This window comes from Dermatophilus sp. B7861-1 (assembly GCF_058996045.1).
The window spans coordinates 298,327-315,602 of record NZ_CM180082.1 but is presented as its reverse complement, the minus strand read 5'-3'; the positions used below and the strand labels follow the sequence as shown (position 1 = coordinate 315,602).

The 17,276-nt window shown below is 61.0% G+C and carries 16 protein-coding genes and 1 tRNA gene; 4 read left to right on the top strand and 13 right to left on the bottom strand.

Annotated features, from left to right (window positions below; translation table 11 throughout):
- Positions 1-17 precede the first annotated feature (17 nt).
- From AC2T9U_RS01305 to AC2T9U_RS01275, 7 genes are all read right to left on the bottom strand, one after another.
- A complete protein-coding gene (locus tag AC2T9U_RS01305; protein WP_493696375.1) occupies positions 18-269 on the bottom strand; it encodes a hypothetical protein in 252 nt (83 codons plus the stop codon).
- A 266-nt stretch (positions 270-535) separates the two neighbouring features.
- Complete coding sequence (locus AC2T9U_RS01300) at positions 536-1,396, bottom strand: Cof-type HAD-IIB family hydrolase (RefSeq protein WP_493696374.1); 861 nt, start codon at positions 1,394-1,396, stop codon at positions 536-538.
- A 255-nt stretch (positions 1,397-1,651) separates the two neighbouring features.
- Positions 1,652-2,842, bottom strand: coding sequence for an ABC transporter permease (locus tag AC2T9U_RS01295; protein ID WP_493696373.1), 1,191 nt, complete (start codon positions 2,840-2,842; stop codon positions 1,652-1,654).
- On the bottom strand, positions 2,839-3,756 hold the full coding sequence (locus AC2T9U_RS01290; RefSeq protein WP_493696372.1) for an ABC transporter ATP-binding protein: 918 nt from the start codon (positions 3,754-3,756) through the stop codon (positions 2,839-2,841). The genes AC2T9U_RS01295 and AC2T9U_RS01290 overlap by 4 nt, the downstream gene beginning before the upstream one ends.
- Positions 3,757-3,987: 231 nt before the next feature.
- Positions 3,988-4,452 (bottom strand): NUDIX hydrolase, encoded by a 465-nt coding sequence (locus AC2T9U_RS01285; RefSeq protein ID WP_493696371.1) that lies wholly within the window; start codon positions 4,450-4,452, stop codon positions 3,988-3,990.
- A 36-nt stretch (positions 4,453-4,488) separates the two neighbouring features.
- Complete coding sequence (locus AC2T9U_RS01280) at positions 4,489-5,244, bottom strand: response regulator (RefSeq protein WP_493696370.1); 756 nt, start codon at positions 5,242-5,244, stop codon at positions 4,489-4,491.
- A gap of 33 nt (positions 5,245-5,277) precedes the next feature.
- A complete protein-coding gene (locus AC2T9U_RS01275) occupies positions 5,278-6,762 on the bottom strand; it encodes a sensor histidine kinase (protein ID WP_493696369.1) in 1,485 nt (494 codons plus the stop codon).
- A 55-nt stretch (positions 6,763-6,817) separates the two neighbouring features.
- Between AC2T9U_RS01275 and AC2T9U_RS01270 the strand changes: the two genes are divergently transcribed.
- Entirely contained in the window at positions 6,818-7,576 is a 759-nt protein-coding gene (locus tag AC2T9U_RS01270) for an AzlC family ABC transporter permease (protein WP_208303974.1), read from the top strand.
- Positions 7,573-7,881: an AzlD domain-containing protein gene (locus AC2T9U_RS01265; protein ID WP_493696368.1), complete on the top strand. Its 309-nt coding sequence runs from the start codon at positions 7,573-7,575 to the stop codon at positions 7,879-7,881. The genes AC2T9U_RS01270 and AC2T9U_RS01265 overlap by 4 nt, the downstream gene beginning before the upstream one ends.
- Before the next feature lie 103 nt (positions 7,882-7,984).
- Here AC2T9U_RS01265 and serS read toward each other — a convergent pair whose 3' ends face one another.
- The 5 genes from serS to AC2T9U_RS01240 form a co-directional block, all read right to left on the bottom strand.
- Entirely contained in the window at positions 7,985-9,307 is a 1,323-nt protein-coding gene (gene serS, locus AC2T9U_RS01260) for a serine--tRNA ligase (protein WP_493696367.1), read from the bottom strand.
- A 106-nt stretch (positions 9,308-9,413) separates the two neighbouring features.
- Entirely contained in the window at positions 9,414-10,256 is an 843-nt protein-coding gene (fdhD, locus tag AC2T9U_RS01255; protein ID WP_493696366.1) for a formate dehydrogenase accessory sulfurtransferase FdhD, read from the bottom strand.
- Positions 10,253-12,055 carry a selenocysteine-specific translation elongation factor gene (gene selB, locus AC2T9U_RS01250; RefSeq protein WP_493696365.1) on the bottom strand — a complete coding sequence of 601 codons (1,803 nt, stop codon included), beginning with the start codon at positions 12,053-12,055 and terminating at the stop codon, positions 10,253-10,255. The genes fdhD and selB overlap by 4 nt, the downstream gene beginning before the upstream one ends.
- Positions 12,046-13,398, bottom strand: coding sequence for an L-seryl-tRNA(Sec) selenium transferase (gene selA, locus AC2T9U_RS01245; protein ID WP_493696364.1), 1,353 nt, complete (start codon positions 13,396-13,398; stop codon positions 12,046-12,048). Before selA ends, selB begins: the two co-directional genes overlap by 10 nt.
- Before the next feature lie 25 nt (positions 13,399-13,423).
- Positions 13,424-13,519 (bottom strand) — tRNA-Sec (locus AC2T9U_RS01240).
- A gap of 204 nt (positions 13,520-13,723) precedes the next feature.
- Here AC2T9U_RS01240 and AC2T9U_RS01235 point away from each other — a divergent pair.
- Positions 13,724-15,385 carry a methyl-accepting chemotaxis protein gene (locus AC2T9U_RS01235; protein WP_493696363.1) on the top strand — a complete coding sequence of 554 codons (1,662 nt, stop codon included), beginning with the start codon at positions 13,724-13,726 and terminating at the stop codon, positions 15,383-15,385.
- 77 nt (positions 15,386-15,462) lie between these two features.
- On the opposite strand, the gene AC2T9U_RS01230 is transcribed toward AC2T9U_RS01235, so the two are convergent.
- Entirely contained in the window at positions 15,463-16,413 is a 951-nt protein-coding gene (locus tag AC2T9U_RS01230) for a pseudouridine synthase (protein WP_493696362.1), read from the bottom strand.
- Between the two features lie 130 nt (positions 16,414-16,543).
- On the opposite strand from AC2T9U_RS01230, the gene AC2T9U_RS01225 reads away from it, so the two are divergent.
- Positions 16,544-17,191, top strand: coding sequence for a VOC family protein (locus AC2T9U_RS01225; RefSeq protein ID WP_493696361.1), 648 nt, complete (start codon positions 16,544-16,546; stop codon positions 17,189-17,191).
- Positions 17,192-17,276 lie beyond the last annotated feature (85 nt).

Below are 17,276 nucleotides of genomic sequence, written 5' to 3'. Positions count from 1 at the left end.
GCAGGAGGGTGGTGGTGTTAGGCCACGGGTACGGCTAGTGGCCCACCGGGTAGAGCGTCGCCGTCGGCGAGGTGGGAGGCGAGGTCTCGTAGTGCACGTTGGTAGCCGAGCATGAAGTCCGTTTCGCTGCGAGGTTCGCGCCGGTCTGTGATGTCGTTGATGAGGGCGTTGGCCCAGCTTTCAAGGTATGTGGCGATGAGGCGGTGGTTTTTGGCCAGGTCGGGGGCGTTGTTATTGCCGAGGTGGTGTTCGGCGTGTGCTGCAGTCATGGGGGTTGGAGTCCTTTCCTGTCTGTGTGCTGTCGTGGGAGCGGCAGCCCGCTCAGTCCTCGAGCGCGACATCAGGTGAATCGGCTGGGTTGTGGCGGGAAGTATGAAGCTGGACAGGTGAAATGTGGCGGGCTGTGTGGGTTGGACGCCCGGCCCTGGAGGGTTTTTGTTGATGTGCAGCGTTGTGGTGGCGGGGTTTTCGGTTTAGTTGACGGTTTGTGTGTCAGACGTCCATGAATGGGCTGGTTGTATGCATGTGGGTGGGTTTATGCGCTGGGTAGGAGGTCAAGTACGTCAGCGAGGCCGTCGTTGTCGACGTGTGCGGTGATGTAGTCGGCGATTGCGGCGACTTCGTCGGGGGCGTTGCCCATCGCGATTCCGCATGCTGCCCAGGTGAGCATTTCAATGTCGTTGCGTTGATCGCCAACGGCCAGGGTGTGGGTGGGGTTGATGCCTAGGTGGGTGCGGATGTTTTCTAGGGCGGATGCTTTGGAGACTCCGGTGGCGGTGATGTCGAGCCATGCGGTGAATCCGATGGCGTAGTTGACTCCGTGGAGCCCCATTTTGCCGATCCGGTCGGTGAAGTGTTCGACGTCGGCTTCGGGATCGTTGAAGGTGACGCGGGTGGTGGGGTGGGCGGAGAGGTCTTCCCAGGCAACGGTGTGGATTTGTCCATCGAGTTCGCTGCGGGGGAAGTCGCCGTGAATGTCGAATCCGACTCCGACTCGTTCGACAGCCAGTGCGCCAGTCGGGAATTCGCGGCGCAGGGTGTGCAGGATAGGGGCAGGGTCGAAGGTGCGTTGGTCGATGATTTCCCAGCCGTGGGGTAGGTCGGGGTCGAGCCGGAGGGTGACGGCTCCGTTGGAGGTGACGGCGTATCCGCGTTCGAGGCCGAGCGTGGTGATGATGGGGGCTGCGGACAGGATGGATCGTCCGGTGGCGATGATGATGTGGTGGCCGTTGGTGTTGCTGCGTTGGATGGCTTCGCGGACGCGGTTGGTGAGGGTTCCGTCGTGGCCGATGGTGGTGCCGTCGATGTCTAGGGCGATGAGGTGGCTGCCTGTGGGCAGGGGAAGCTGGGCGGGCAAGGTGAAGGGTTGATGGTGGGTGGGTTGGTGAGTGTTCACGTGTGTTTCTCCCTTGTGTGCCCGTCTTCTGGTGCGGCGTGACTGTGTTTTGTGTGTGGTGGCCGCGGGGGCATGTGTTCTTTTCTTTGCGTTTTTTCAACCCTGGGTGAAGGGGGTGTGGTTCCGCAAGATTGGATGCGTCAAGCGCGTGTTTTTTGGGTGTCGGGGTGGTGAATTTACGGCGCATCGCCCTCGTGCACAGCGCAGCCAGGGCGAGGCGCTCTGTGCACGAGGGCGATGGACGGTTGGGGTTGTTTAGTTAGTGGTTTTGAGTGCTTGCCGGTAGGTCAGGCGCCCTGAGGTGACTAGGAGTGAGTTGCGGTAGAGCCGGGCAGCGAGTCGTATAAGGAGCAATGCCGCGATTATTGTCAAAGCGATCGATAGGAGCGGCTCCCACCAAGCTGCGGTTCCTGTGATAACCCGCATCGGCATAGCCACTGAGGAAAGAATGGGCACGTATGAGACTGCGGTGAGCCAGGCGCCCTTGGCGAAGAAAGGAACCATGAAGGCGCAGAGCATGATCATGCTCATAGGGGAGGATGTGTGGCCAAGGTCTTCTTGTCGGCTAGCCAGTGACCCGGCTACTGCCCACATGGATGCTGTGGCACCGAAACCGGTGAGGAAGAACGCAAGGAACCACCAGATTCCGCTGGGAAGTGAGGGCAGGAAAGCTGCCAAGTCGGTGACTGACAGACCGACAAGAGCAATGATTACGTGAAGAAGAATCTGCATGAATGCCAGAACCGAGTTACCGATTGCTTTGCCCATCAACAGAGATTGCATGGGTATAGCGGTGACGATGATTTCGGCTAGGCGGGACTGTTTTTCTTCTAGGACCGATTGGGCGATGGTCAGGCCGAATACCAGTGAAGTCATGTAGAAGAGACCCGCAATGACGAGGCCGGCGATGTTGGCGATACTTTTGTTGCCGCCGCTGCCTTCCAATGCTTCGGTGCGTAGCTGGGTGTTGCGGTTGAGGTCTTCGGTGGTGGTTCCTGCCGCGCGGGCGTTTTCAGCCAGTACGGTGTTTTTGACAGCTTGGCTGATAGCAATCGCGGAGATTCCGGCAGTATCGGTGCTGACCAGTCGCCAGGGGCCATCTGCGTCGCGGGTGAGATAGAGGTCGGCGTCTGCGTTGGTGAGGGCTTGGCGGGCGGCTGTGTCGTTGGGGTAGGTGGCTTTGGTGTAGGTGGTGCTCAAGCCAGGCAGGGTGCTGCCCGAGCTGGCGGCGGTGTCGACCAGGGCGGCTGCTTGTGGGGTGGTGACTGCCACGACGGTGGCATCGTCATCGGAGGTAAAGAAGGCGGTGGCCGCGAAGATCCCTACCGTCAACAATGCGCTGAGCAGGGTAGATATAACCCATGCTTTGTCTGTGAGTTTGACGAGGATCTCGTGTTCGGCGACGAGCAACCATTTGTTTCTTTGTTTCTGGTTGGTGCTGTTCATGCCGTCACCTCACGGTAGATCTCGGACAGGGTAGGGACGATGGGCGCGAATTCTTCGATTCCGCCGCGGTTGAGTGCTTCGCTGAGAAGGTGCTGACGGGCCTGGTCCTCGATGACGTTGAGGATTGCGGTGTTTCCTTCAAGGTCGATGACGCTCACCCCGGGCATGCCGCGGACCCAGCCGGCATCGTTAGTCAGGACGAGGCGGTGATGTTTGGTGGCGGCGGCGCGCAATTGGTTGGACGTGCCGGAGCCGACAAGGCGGCCGTTAGCGAGGATGACCAGCCTGTGGCAAAGCCGGTCGATGAGGTCGAGTTGGTGGCTGGAGAAAAGGATAGGAACTCCACGTTTGCTTTGCTCAACCAAGACTGCAGACATGGCGTCAATGGCGGTGGGGTCCAAGCCAGAGAAGGGTTCGTCGAGGATGAGGCATTGGGGGTTGTTCATGAGCGCCGCGGTGATTTGTACCCGCTGCTGGTTACCGAGGCTGAGTTTTTCCAAGGGTTCCTCGGCACGGTCACCGAGCCCGAATCGTTCAAGGTACTCGCTGGCAGATCTTTTGGCTTCGGTTTTGCCCATGCCGTGAATGCGGCCGAGGTAGATGAGCTGGTCGAGGACTTTTTGTTTCTGGTATAGGCCTCGTTCTTCGGGCATGTAACCGAATGAGTAACGATCGTTGTCGTTGATGGGCCGGTTGTTCCAGTACACGTGACCGCTGGTGGGGGCGAGCACTCCCATGATCATTCGCATCGTGGTGGTTTTTCCGGCTCCGTTGGCGCCGACGAATCCGGTGATTGTTCCAGGCGCAACAGTGAAGGAGAGGTTATCGACGACGAGGCGCTCTGAGAACCTGCGGGTGAGGTTTTCGATGACCAGCCCAGACGAAGTTGGGCGTGAAGGTTCGGTGTCGGGCATAGGTGCTCCTCGCATTATGTGGGGGGTGCTTTGTGGGCGCCTTTTCACGATATGGCGAGGTGACCTGCCTGGGATCCCTCTGGCGGTGGAATCGCGGGGAGGATTGTGGGGCTGTCGAGAAGCTAGCTCAGGTGTGTACTCCCCCGCACGGATGAGCGCAATCCGGGCGGGACCCGGCGGAGCGATACAGCTGAAAGTTAGGCCCTAGTCATTGAGTGGGTGTGCGGGTGTCTAGTTGCGTGGGATCCGGTCAAGGAATTCTCGCTGCCCAGCTAAAAGCCGCGTTCGGGCCTGTTCACATGTCATCCATTCGGCGCGGTCCACCTCAGGGACAGTAATGATGCGTCCTGAACCGCGCGGATGTTCGGTTTGGCAGGTGTTACTGGCAACAAACGCCAATGTGGAAGGTGCTTGGACAGCGTAGGCGCGAACAATTTTGGAAGGGTTCTGGCGCACTTGCCCCAGATCAATCCATGTTTCTGGGTTACCGGGGGCAGGCACCCCTGTTTCTTCGGTGAATTCACGTCCAGCGGCTGCGCGGGCATCCTCGCAGGCAGGGTCATATTCGCCTTTGATGATGGACCACACACCTTCATCTTTACGCGCCCAGAAAGGACCACCCGGATGGGCGATAAACACCCACAGCTGATCCTTATCGACACGGTAGGGCAGCAGCCCAGCGCTGTGCTTCGGCATACTTTCTACTCTGCCACCAGCAAGCCCGCAGGCTTTTCATCGCTGCACTCCGGCAGATTCAGGTGTCCACTCCCCCGGCCTGATGAGTCCGGACTCATACGCGAACACCACAGCCTGCACTCGATCTCGTACCTGCGCTTTGGCTAAGCAGTTAGATACGTGTGTTTTCACTGTCGCTTCACCGAGATATAGGCGAGCAGCGATCTCGGCATTACTTAATCCTTGTGCCAAGAGGATGAGCACCTCCCGCTCCCGCGGCGTCAACAGTTCCACACTGCGGTACCGCTGCGGCAGATCCGCCACCGCAGCCTGCAAGCCCACACCGTTGACCTTTGTCTGCCCCTGACCTGTCATCTGTTCAATCACTCGCCGCGTCACCTCTGGCGCTAACAACGCATCACCGTGCGCCACCCGACGGATCGCCTCCACCAAATGCTCAGCATCCGTGTTCTTCAGCAAAAATCCCGATGCCCCCGCACGCAAACCATCAAACACGTAGTTGTCATGATCGAACGTGGTGAGAATGATGACTTTGCTCTCCCCCATCGCCACTATCTGCTCAGTGGCAGCGATCCCGTCCATACCGGGCATCTGCACATCCATTAACACCACGTCCGGAGTTAACTCTCGCGCAGCACACACCGCGCCAGCCCCATCACTGGCCTCTGCCACAACCTCTAGATCAGGCTCTAGAGAACAAATCAACCGAAAACCTGAACGGATCAACTTTTGGTCATCAACAAGAAGCACACGGATAAGCTCTTCCTGCTGCTCTGATGTGACCTCAGGCACAGCATGCTTCTTAGCTAACATCTTCGACACGACTTATGCCTTTCCCGGCCCATCATCTTCGCTCACCGGCTGCAGCGGCAGCAGTGCACGCACCTGATATCCGCCTATCTTGCGCGGCCCCACCTCAAGCACCCCACCCACAGCTTTCACCCGCTCTCGCATCCCTATCTGTCCCAAACCACTACCCTGAGTACCGCAACGGGCTGGCCCCGAATCGGTTACTTCCAGCTCCAGCGATTCCACCCCCTGCACCACAACGAAACGTAACACCACCCGTGCCGTGGAAGCCGTCGAATGCCGCACCACGTTGTTTAGGGATTCTTGAACCAGCCGGAACACCGTCAACCCCGTGGATTGCAGCACTTCTGTTTTGCTCGATTCCTGTTCCACAACAGAGAAATCCACGTCTAATCCTGCATGTGTGAACGAGGCAATCAACGACGGTAGCTCCGCCATCGATGGCTCTCCTACACGCCTGCCCCACACCGGTTCCGAACCCGTGGCATCACCTGGAGAACGCAGCATCCCCAACAAAGCACGCATCTCCCCCACCGCCGTCCGAGAAGTCTGCTCGACAATCTCCAACGCCTTCTCCGCCAAATCAGGCTGTTTCTGCAAAGCGGCCCGCGCAGCAGCAGCCTGCACCCCCGTCACCGCCACATGATGAGCAACCACATCATGCAATTCGCGGGCAATGCGCAGCCGTTCAGCAACGATCGCTTGCTCCCGCAACACCACTGCCTGATCAGCAATCGTGCTTGCTTGCTCCCTGAGCCGGGCACTGTCCCGCGCTTTCCACCACTCAACGCGCCCCAACCACACTGCCAGCCCCATCACACCCATGTTCAGCGAGGCAACAAACAGCACCAACGCCACCGCAGGATCAAACACACCTATCCGCTCTTGGTGAGCAGCTTTTGCCCAGAATGCTGCACTTTTTCCCCTTGCTAAATCCCACCCGACCCACACGTTTACGTACACCACTAGCACCGCAACAAAACCTGCAGCCAACGTCCTCGACCGCGACCAGGCCACCGCGTTGTAAATACTCATAGCGAACACAAACTGGGTCACAAAATGCATACTTACCCTGGGCATATATGAGATCAGCACGAAGAAATACGCCTGTAACCACACCGCCACAAGAATTGGGAAGCGTCTGCGCCACACCAACGGCGCTAGACCTACCACCACCAGCAACTGCTGCTGCCACACCTGCCACCCGCTCTTCATCCCCAAAGAGCGAGCCAATTCCATAGACATCATCCCGGCAGCCACCATCACCACCATGAACAGCGCATCCCACCGCCGCTGCTTGACCGTTAACGCTGGCCGCTCCCACTCTTGGCCTTCCCCGAACCAGTGCAGCACACGCTCGACCGCATTGCGTGCCCTATGCTGCTGCGCTACTTCTTCAAAGGCATCCATACCCGCCACGCTACGGAACGCACCCCCACCACCGGCGAGTTTGACCACCTCACCATGAGCACTACTGACGCTTATACGGCAATTACACACACATCCCCATTACCCCGCGACGCCGACCGTCACACGGCCGTACAGTTGCACCGTCATGACGCAAGCACACCCACCCCACGCCAATACCGCCACCGCCGCAATCCGTGACTCCATCCCCATCGGGCTGGGCTACTTCACCGTATCCCTAGCCCTGGGTGTTTACGCCGACCAGGTCGGCATGGACACCGTGCTTTCGGGGTTCATGAGCGCTTTCACGCTCTCTTCCTCTGGAGAATTCGCGGGCCTGAACACTCTCGAAACCAACGGCACCTACCTGCAGTTAGCCATTGGTGTCATCCTCGTAAACCTGCGCTACGTCCTCATGGCTATCTCTTTGGGCCAGCGCCTGGGCCCCGAAGTGAAAATCCGACATCGCATTCTCATGGCGTGGGGAATCACTGACGAGATCTACGCCCTCGGCATGGCTCGACGTCACGTAGGTTTCGTTGACTATGTCGCTTCGATGGTGCTGCCGATTCTCGGCTGGACCTCTGGCACCATCGTGGGGTCCCTAGTTGGCGCGAGCCTTCCCCCACTGTTGACTTCAGCAGCGGGTGTGCTTCTCTACGCGATGTTCGTCGCGATCGTCATCCCTACCACCCATGGTTCCCGCCCCATGCTTGCTGTGGTTCTGGGCGCTTCGGCGCTGAGCGTGGCTCTTTCTTATCTTCCTGGTTTGGATGCCGGGTGGCGCACCATCATCGTGACCATCGTGGTTTCCGCCATCGCTGCGACTTTCGCGCCTTGCCCCGACCACCCTGATGAACCTGACCTGCCTACTGATCCTGGCTCCATCAAGGAGATCCACGCATGACCCCTCTGGGAGCTGTTGTCGCGATGGCCGGGGTGACATACCTTCTGCGTGCCATTCCGCTCATCACCGTCCGCCGCCGAATCACCAACATATGGGTGCTGAGCTTCTTGCACTACGTCCCTTCAGCTGTGCTCACTGCAATGACCATCCCTGCCGTGGTTACCGCTACCAGTACTCCCTTGTCTGGGATGACAGCTCTGGTTGTCGCTGTGGCTTTGGCTTTGGCGCGCCGCAGTCTCATGGGTGTGGCTTTGGGGGCGGCTTTGTCGGTACTCATTGTGGAGGGAGCCATGTCTCTCATATAAGAACCGCAGACAAAACGGGTTGGGCGTGGTTTTCGACACATCAGATCATGTGTCGAAAACCACGCCCAGCCCGTTCCATTAGCTGTGCGTTACCGCTTCGGGGTTAGCGTTGTCCTGGCGTGAGGACATCGGTGTGCATGTAGGGGCGTAGCGCTTCGGGCACTCGCACAGAGCCATCAGCTTGCTGGTGGTTCTCCAGAATCGCGACCAGCCAGCGGGTAGTGGCCAATGTTCCGTTCAGGGTAGCCACCACTTCGTTACCGTTTTCGCCTTTGCTACGGATGTTGAGGCGACGCGCCTGGTAGGTTGTGCAGTTCGAGGTGCTGGTCAGCTCGCGGTACCGGCCTTGGGTGGGCACCCATGCTTCGGAGTCGAACTTGCGTGCCGCGGGGCCACCTAAGTCACCTGCGGCGACGTCGATGACGCGGTAAGGCAGTTCCATCGCATCGAGCATTGCTTTTTCACAGTCCAAGAGCCGGGTGTGTTCGGCTTCTGCTTCCTCGGGGCGGCAGTAAACGAACATTTCGATCTTCTGGAACTGGTGCACGCGCAGGATGCCGCGGGTGTCTTTGCCATAGCTTCCTGCTTCACGTCGGTAGCAGGTGGATTGGGCGGTGTACCGCTTTGGCCCTGCGGACAGGTCGATTACTTCATCGGTGTGGAATCCGGCGAGCGCGACTTCTGAGGTACCGGTGAGGTAGAGGTCGTCGGCGGCGAGGCGGTATACCTCGTCGGCGTGGGCGTCGAGGAATCCGGCTCCGGCCATGGTGCGTGGGTTGACCAGGGTGGGCACTTGTAGCTGGGTGAATCCGAATTCGTAGGCTTTGTCTAGTGCCAGGTTCAGCATGGCTTGTTCTAGACGGGCGCCTTGTCCGACGAGGTAGTAGAACCGGGATTCGGCGACTTTGACGCCGCGTCCGGTGTCGATGGCGCCGAGGTTTTCGCCTAGGTCAAGATGGTCTTTGGGTTCGAATCCTTCGGCGGCGAAGTCGCGTGGTTGTGGGCCGCGGTGTTCTAGGACGGTGTAGTCGTCTTCGCCTCCGGCGGGGACACCGTCGATGATGACGTTGCCTACGCGGCGGAGGGTTTCGTCCAGTGTTGTTTGTGCGGTGTCGGCGGCGGTTTGGAGTTCCTTGACGCGTGAAGCGATTTCGGCGCCTTTGGCGCGGGCTGCGTCAGCTTGGTTTTGGAGTTCGGTGGTGTCTTCGCCGGCTTTTTTGGCTTTGTTGAGTTTGCCCATGAGGGGGCCGAGTTCTTTGCTGACACGGTTTTGTTCTGCGCGTGCCTGCTCGAAGGCTTGGAGTGACTCGCGGCGTGTCACGTCGGCGGCGAGGACCTGATCGACCAGGCTCTCGTCCTCGCCTCGGGCGTGCTGCGACCGCTTGACGGCGTCGGGGTTTTCGCGGAGGAACTTGATGTCGATCACCCTGTTACCCTAGCGCGCACGCTGAGGTGACAGCTGATCTGGAGTGTTTTCGAGTCCTACATGTGATGTGGGCATCTCAACGTGCGTGGGTGGTCTTGAGGGCTGGTTAGCTCAAGATGCGTTCTTTGCCTGCGTAGATGTTCATGCGGTCTTGGCGTACGAACCCGGCGAGGGTTAGACCTGTTGCTTCGGCGACGTCAACGGCTAGGGATGAAGGCGCGGAGACGCCCGCAAGGATGGGGATGCCGGCGAGTGCGGCTTTTTGTGCTAGTTCGAAACTTGTTCTTCCAGAAACCATGAGGATGTGGCCACGGGCTGGGCGGTTCCCGTTTTGCATGGCCCAGCCGATCACTTTGTCGGTGGCGTTGTGGCGGCCGATGTCTTCACGCGCGATGAGCAGCTTTCCTTCATTGGTGAAAAGGGCGGAGGCATGCAGCCCACCTGTGGCATCGAATGCGTGTTGGGTTTGGCGGAGTTTTTTGGGTAATTCCAGGATGCAGCTGGCCAGGACATTGGTGGTGTCGGTGCGCAGGTCGAATTGTTGTTCGGTGGTGAGTTGTTCGATGGATGCGGTTCCGCAGACTCCGCAGGCGGAGGTAGTGATGGAGGCGCGGATTTTGTTTTCGGGTAGGGCGTTGCCGGGGGCGAGGCGTACGTCGACGACGTTGTAGGTGTTGCGGGGGGTTTGGGTTTCTTCGTCGGTGATGGCTCCTGCGCAGTAGCGGATGGTGGTGATGTCGTTGTGGTTGCGGATGATGCCTTCGGCGGCTAGGAGTCCGTGGACAAGTTCGAAGTCGTGGCCGGGGGTGCGCATGGTGAGGGTGTATGCGGTGCCGTTGATGCGGATTTCGAGGGGTTCTTCTACGGCGAGGGTGTCGCGGCGGGTGATGCCTTTGGGGTGGGTGGGGTCGTAGGCAGTGATGGGGTGGCGGCGCGTGATGCGGTTCATCGGGTTCCCCCTCGAACAATTTCGCGGTGTCCGGCGTCGATGCGGCGGGTCCAGCCGCGGCGGTCGAGTTCTTCGAGTAGGGGGATGATGACGCGGCGGGTGGTGCCGAGTTTTTGGCGGGCTTGGCTGGTGGTGAAGGGTTGCGGGAGGGTGGCGAGTTCGCGCATGGCTAGGGCGGGTGCTCGGGGTGTCAGGACGATGTTGTCGCCGAGGTCGATAAGGCGCCCTAGGCGCACGGCGGCGGCGATCTGTTTGGGGCCGAGGTGGCTGGCGGTGAGTTCGTCACGTTCGGGTGCAGCGAAGGGGTGTGCGGCTAGGTGCTGTTCGATGTGGGTGAGTCCGGGTTCGGCGGGGCCGAGGTTGGGTCCGCGTCCGGGGATGTGGAGGTAGCCGTTGGTGAGTTCGAGGGTGTCGGTGTTGGTGATGAGGTGTGGGATGAGGTGTGGGGTGGGTAGGCCGGCGGCGCGGGCGGCGGCGGGTGCGGGGGTGCGGGCTTGGAGGGGGTCTGTGTCGATGGCGTGGTGGACAGTTTCGGTCAGGCGGGTGGTCCAGGTGTCCCATTGGGTGTGGGAGATGAGTAGACCGCAGGTGTGGATGATGTGGGGGTGGCTGGTGGTGATGTCGGTGTCGGTGGCTCCTAGTGCGCGGGCGTCGGTTTCGGTGAGGTAGCCGCGGCGGGTGATTTCGGTGGTGAGGTCGAATGTTGTGGTTGCGTGGTCTAGTTGGGTGGCGCGGGCGTGGGCGGCGCCGCGGCGGGTCAGTGGGGGTGGGTCGGTGTCGAGGATGGTGGCGCCGGCGATGATGGTGCGGCGGCCGGGGTCGCGTAGGACGAGTCGGTCACCGGTGGCTAGTGGGAGGGGGTGGGGCCAGGTGAGTCGGGCGGTGGTGGTGCTCAGTGGTCGGATGCGGACTTGGGCGGCGTGGGTTCCGATGTGGGCCATGAGGTATTCGGGTAGGTGGGGAATGTCGTGTAGGGGGGTGAGGCGGATGTCGGTGGTGGTGGTGGGGTGCCAGGTGTGGGGGGTGAGGAGGAGGTCGCCGCGGTGCAGGTCGGTGGTGTTCAGGCCGCGTAGGTTCAGGGCGATACGGGCGATGGCGGGGACGGTGTGGCGGTCGGTTTCGAGGGTTTGGATGCCGCGGATGGTGGTGGTGGCGTGGGTGTGGTGGCTGGTCGGGGTGTGGGCGGTGAGGGTGTCTCCGACGGTGATGGTGCCGGATTCGAGGGTTCCGGTGGCGATGGTGCCGGCGCCGCGGATGGTGAAGACGCGGTCGATCCATAGGCGGATGCGGCTGTCGGTGGTGGGGGTGGGGAGGCTGTCGCAGAGGGCGGCTAGGGCGGTGCGCAGGTGGTTGAGTCCGGCGCCGGTGCGTGCGGAGCAGGTGATGATGGGGGCGTTGGCTAGGCCGGTGTCGGTGAGGTGGGCGCGGGTGTCGGTGATGGTGGGGGTGAGGTCGGTGCGGGTAATGACGATGATGCCGTGGGTGATGCCCAGGGCGTTGATGGCGTCGAGGTGTTCGGTGGTTTGTTCGCGCCATCCTTCGTCGGCGGCGATGACGAGCATGACTGCGGGTGCGGGGCCGATGCCGGCAAGCATGTTGCCGATGAAGCGTTGGTGGCCGGGGACGTCGACGAAGCTGATGGTGTGGCCGGTGGGCAGGGTGGTCCAGGCGTAGCCCAGGTCGATGGTCAGGCCGCGGCGGTGTTCTTCTGCCCACCGGTCGGGGTCGTGTCCGGTCAGGGCTGCGACGAGGGTGGATTTTCCGTGGTCGACGTGTCCGGCGGTGGCGATCACCCGCATGTGTGTGGGTCCGTTTCGTGGAGGGCGGTGGTGATGGCGGTGGTGAGAGTGGTGTCGTCGGTGGGGTCGATGCAGCGCAGGTCGATGAGGACGCGGTTGTCGGCGATGCGGGCGAGGATGGCGGGTGTGCCAGTGCGGAGGGTGCGGGCGAGACTGTCGGGGGTGTGGTGGGGTGGGGTGGGTAGGGCGACGGCGAGGCTGGGTAGGGGGTGTTCGGGGGCTCCTCCGCCGCCGATGTGTCCGGTGGTGGTGATGATGTCGCTGCCGGTGGCGTGGGCGAGTTTGGTGGTGCGTTCGTGTAGGTCGGTGGGGGTGAGTTTGCGGGCGCGGGTGATGGGGGGTTCGGGTCCGCGCAGGGTGGCTTCGAGGGCGGCGAGGGCGAGTTTGTCGATGCGGAAGGCGCGGGCGAGGGGGTGGTTGCGCAGGTGGTTGATGAGGTCGGTGCGGCCGATGAGGATGCCTGCTTGGGGGCCGCCGAGGAGTTTGTCGCCGCTGGCCAGGGCGAGGTCGGCGCCGTCGCGCAGTGTGGTGGACAGGTCAGGTTCGTTGGGCAGGGTTGGGTCGTGGCGTAGGAGTCCGGACCCGACGTCGACGATGAGGGGGATGTGGGGGTGGGGGGTGAGGAGGTGGGCGAGGGTGGCGGTGTCGACGGTGCTGGTGAATCCGTGGATGCGGAAGTTGGAGGGGTGGATTTTCAGGACGCATCCGGTGGTGGGGGTGAGGGCGTTGCTGTAGTCGTGGGGGTGGGTGCGGTTGGTGGTGCCGATGTCGATGAGGTGGGCGCCGGTGGTGGTGATGAGGTCGGTGAGGCGGAATCCGGCACCGATTTCGACCATTTCGCCGCGGGAAATGATGATGTCGGGGGTGGTGGGGGTGGTGCAGGCGGTGGTGGCTAGGCAGAGCGCGGCGGCACCGTTGTTGAGGAGCAGGGCGGATAGGCCGGGGCGGATGTCGGGGTCGAGGGAGTCTAGGACGGCGTTTTCGGCTGCGGTGCCGCGGCGGGATCGGCGTCCGGTGTGGAGGGATAGTTCGAGGTCGATGGTGCCGGCGGCGGTGGTGAGGGCGTGGCGGGCAGCTGTGGAGAGGGGGGCGCGGCCGAGGTTGGTGTGGATGACGATGCCGGTGGCGTTGAGGACGGGGGTGAAGGAGCACAGGGGGGTGAGGTTGTTGGCTGCGGTGGTGATGACGTCTTCAGGGTGTATGTGGCCGGCGCGGGCGGCGTGTTGGGCGCGTTGGATGGCGGCTTTGACGTGGGCGCGCCCGTGGGTGGCGAGGGCGTCGGCGAGTTCTGGTGCGGCCAGGGCGGCGTCGGTGCTGGGGATGCGGCGCCGGGGGTCGCTCACGGGGTCTCCTCGTCGGTGAAAAGTGTGGCGGAGGGGGACGGGAATCGAACCCGCCAGGCCGAGGTGCTCGGCCTCACCGGTTTTGAAGACCGGGGAGCCCACCAGGATCTCTTACCCCTCCATCGCCAACCATAGGTGGTGGAGGTGATTCTCGTCTCAATTACGGCGGTGCGGGTGGTTTGCAAGGGGGTGGGTGGGGTGTTTTGCGGCCGTTGGGGAGGTGTCGTGTCATGGTCCGGGGTGGAGAGATTCAGTTTTGGTTCTTTAGCGCCGATGGGGGATCCGGTAAAGGCAACACAATTCGTTCCTTGGGACCGGAGGATCCATGACGTCCATGTTCACTTCTCACGCTGGCGGTACGGAGGCCAGCGCTTCGGCGGGGCCTGGCAGGCGGTTGGGTATCAGGCTCAAAATCATGTCGGTGGGCATGCTTGGCGTGATCGGTGCTCTCATTCTCGGTTTGAGTAATGTGTGGGCGCTGAACTCGGTTAGCAAGGCCACTGACGACATCAGTTCTAGTGCTGCGATGAGTGGTCTTGTTGGTCAGACTGAGAGTCTGATCAATGACTTGAATGGTCAGCAGAACGCCTATGTTTTGGAGGCTGGACGCCCTGGTGCGGGCAAGGTCGATGACAACAAAGGCTCACGTAAAACGTACTTGGAACGGTTGAACAGCTATAAGCAGGTTCTCGATCAGATGGAGGTTGGGGCTCGCACAGAGTCAGGTAAAGCAGCCATCGGCGAACTGAAAAACCTCACCCCTGGCTGGGAAGCGACAGATGCTAAGACTGTGGCTGCGCTGAACCGAGGCACAGTTGATGGCCGCACTGAGGCTTCCCGACTGGCCATCGAGGACGCTTCGGACATTATGGACAAGATGGGTGCCGCCACGAACAAGCTTAAGGATGCAGCTAAAGCTCGTGCCCAGGCAGCCCAGGACGATGTTGCTTCAGCTCGATCGAATGCGCTCCTGATCGCCACAGTGACGCTTATCATCATCATCGCCGCCGTTGTGCTCATCTCTATGAAGATCAGCAAGGGCATCTTGTCTTCCGTGCACGAAGTGTTGACCTCACTCACGGCGATGCAGAACGGTGACCTGCGCGTGCCGACCACTGCGCGCACCAATGATGAGATCGGTGACATGGCTCTCGCTGTTGAGGCCACCCGGATTTCGATGCGGGATGTTATCGGTGAGGTTGGGAATGCGTCCTCCTCGGTAGCGGCAGCCAGTGAAGAGCTCAACGCGACGGCCACACAGGTGGGCAGTTCTGCTCAGCTATCGGCAAATCGGGCAGATGCCGCCTCTCAGTCGGCCAACGAGGTTTCACAGAACGTGCAGACGGTCGCTGCCGGTACCGAGGAAATGACTGCTTCGATCCGTGAGATTTCTAAGAGCGCTAACGATGCTGCTGGCATCGCTGCTCAGGCAGTTGAAGTCGCGGACCGCACCAACTCAACGGTGGCCAAGCTAGGCACTAGCTCGATGGAGATCGGTGAGGTCATTAAGGCCATCACGAGCATCGCTGAGCAAACGAACCTGCTGGCTTTGAACGCAACTATCGAGGCAGCCCGTGCCGGTGAGGCTGGTAAAGGCTTCGCGGTTGTTGCTAACGAGGTCAAGGATCTGGCTCAGGAAACTTCCAAGGCCACCGAGGACATCGGCCGCCGTGTCGAGGCTATTCAACTCGACACCGAAGCTGCTGTGGCTGCGATTGGTGAGATCTCCAGCATCATTGCTCAGATCAACGACACCCAGGCCACGATCGCTTCAGCGGTGGAGGAGCAGACTGCCACCACGAACGAGATGGGCCGCAGTGTCGGTGACGCCGCGGGCGGTGCTGTTGAGATCTCTCGTGGTGTGGCTGATGTGTCAGCAGCAGCTGCAGACACCAGCAACGCTGTTGAGGCCACAGTGCAAGCCGCGGGCGAGCTTTCTCAACGCGCCTCGGATCTACAGTCGCTGGTCAGCCGCTTCAACATCTGACGGTCTCTTATCAGCGCGGGAGCGCCGCACCCCAGTTGTGGGGTGCGGCGCTCCCTTGCATTACCGAACAGCCGACTTCAGAGATCGTTTGAAGGCAAGGGCAGCTGGATGCGGGAGGTGTAACTGCGCGGTGTGCCATCAACCGGGTCGATAAACCGCAGCGTGCGGGCCACCAGCCCCAACGGTTGATCGAACCTCTCCCCCTCTTCAGTGAGCAGTTCTTCTTGCACCACGGGATACAGCGGGTCATTGAGCAACGGGGCACCGAGGGAAGACATATGCACTCGTAGCTGATGAGTCTTGCCTGTCACTGGACATAGCTCATATCGCCCCACTTGCCCATCCGCTCCGGTACATGTCTGCACCAGACGGCCACGCGTGTGCGCGTTCGGCTCCCCCTCAACCTCGATCGCTTGCCACGACCCGCGCGGTTTGATGATTCTGCTACGCACCTCAAACCACTCCTGCGCCCCGGCAAGCGGCGCCGCGAGCGCTTCGTATGTTTTGGTGACGGCGCCGGTTTCGAAAAGGGTTTGGTAGGGGCGGCGCCAGCGGGGTTCGGTGGTGAACAGCAGGATGCCGCCAGTGAGTCGGTCGAGTCGGTGTGCGGGGGCGATATGGGGCAGTCCTAGGGTGAGGCGGGCGCGGATGAGTGCTGTTTCGCGGATGTGGCTGCCGCGTGGGGTGGTGGCGAGGAAGTGTGGTTTGTCCATGACGATGATGCGTTCATCCTGGTGAAGGATGGTCAGCTCGCCGGGGACGGGGCGTTCGGGTGGGGGCGGGTCTTTGTGGAACCAGATGAACCGTGCGGGTTGGCAGGGTTCGTTCCCGGTGAGGGTGTGGCCGGTCTCGTCGACGAAGCGGTGGTTTTTTAACCAGTCATCGGTGTTGACTGCTGGCAGGCGTTCTCTGAGGAATTCAGCGACTGTGGCCCATGGGAGTGGTTCGTTTCGCACGCGTGCCGGGGTGCGTACCCAGACTGGGTCCAGCCCGTCGCGTTGCGGCAGCGGTGACCGGCGCGCAGACATGGAGCAAAGCATTCCACAGGTGATTTTTCTCGAGAGAAGAGAGCACTGAAGCAGGCGTGGGTTATCTGTGGTGTTGGGGTGGGCGTCTATCGGATTCGGGGGTTTTTCGAGGGTGTGCCACGATGGGCGCATGCGAGTGGACCACGTGACTTATGCGGCCGAGCATGACGGTATGCAGGCTACGGCGGAGCGGCTGGCCGAGCAGCTGGGTGTTAAGGCTGTTAACGGGGGTGTCCACCCCAACTATGGGACCCGTAACATGATTGTCCCGCTGGGCAATGACCAATTTTTCCAGGTGGTTGAGGCCTTGGATCACCCGGCTTCGTTGAAAGAGCCGTACGGGCAGGCGGTGCGTACTTGCACTGAGCGTGGCGGTGGCTGGCTTGGGTGGGGTATCCGGGTTGATGACATGTTGCCTGTGGCGCAGCGTTTGGGACGTATCCCGGAACCTGCGCATCGTCGTTTCCCTGACGATCGTGAACTGCATTGGACTCAGATTGGCTACAACGGTCTGCTTAATGACCCGCAGCTGCCGTTCTTTATTTGTTTCCAAAACCCCGAGCTGCATCCTTCGGGCGCGATCCGTGATTTGGCTAACCCGAAGGTGAGTATCTCTAAGCTCACCATTGCGGGGGATCCGCAGCGGGTGCATGACTGGTTGGGGTTGCCCGCGGATCAAACATCCACGGTGATTGATTTTGAGTTCATCGCGCCTCACGGCAACGCTGGCTTGATGTCGGTGACTTTCCAGACCCCGGATGGGCCAGTCACTATCTGACTCGGGATGGCCGCAGGCCGGGGCATTTAGCAGTGAAGATGACAAATGTCATGGCTAAAGGGTGTAAGCCTCCGAGGTGTCGGTG